Here is an 827-nt window from a genome sequence, read left to right on the forward strand (position 1 = left end):
TTGACACCATGCTCACGCAGTTTGTTTTTCTTCCACGCTCTCGCATCAGCAGACATGTGAACCGACACTGTAAAGCCTAACTTGGCACTCATTATGCCAATCGACATGCCTAAGTTACCCGTAGACCCTACCGCAATACTGTATTGTTTAAAGAAGTCACGAAATTCAGGTTCGAGTAACTTACTGTAGTCATCGCTCTCACACAGTAACCCAGCTTCAATGGCAAGCTTCTCGGCATGCGTTAGTACTTCATAGATACCACCGCGCGCTTTGATTGAACCTGAAATCGGTAAATGGCTGTCTTTCTTCATCATCAAACGCCCTTTTATTGGCTGCTGATAATGAGCTTCTAATGCTAACTTCATTGCAGGGATATCGATAAGCTCAGATTCGATGATGCCATTGGTGACTTGTGTTTCAGGGAATGCCTTCGCCAGATAAGAGGCAAACCTTTGTAATCGCAGGCTTGCATCTTGAATGTCCTCTTCGCTTAACCCCACATAAGGTAAACCCTGTTCTAACGTCGTGATGTTTGGGTTAAACCAACTCACTTCTTCTAACGCTATAAGTTGTTTTAACAACGGGAAATCGTTGGTGAGCTTCTCTATATTTAATTCACTTTTTGGGTTCAAATCAGTCATGGGTGACCTTCTCTGGTATAGCGCCATCATCTCTGGTACACAGCAATCTGCGCTCTTACAAACATTTGGTTTTGAGCTTATTAAAACGGTATTTATTTAATTATTCAATGACCTGTAATTAACTAGGCTTACTTTGCTCGATACGTCTTACGACTTAATTGCTGACCACTGTCTTGATGTACTCAC

General features: G+C 42.3%; 1 protein-coding gene. It reads right to left on the reverse strand.

What is annotated here, in order from left to right; translation table 11 throughout:
* Window positions 1–641: D-serine ammonia-lyase (locus AB4496_RS28955; protein WP_372133562.1), on the reverse strand; the 641-nt coding region annotated here is incomplete at its 3' end.
* Window positions 642–827: the final 186 nt, after the last annotated feature.

Source organism: Vibrio sp. 10N.222.46.A1, assembly GCF_041473595.1.
Lineage (GTDB): Bacteria > Pseudomonadota > Gammaproteobacteria > Enterobacterales > Vibrionaceae > Vibrio > Vibrio tasmaniensis_A.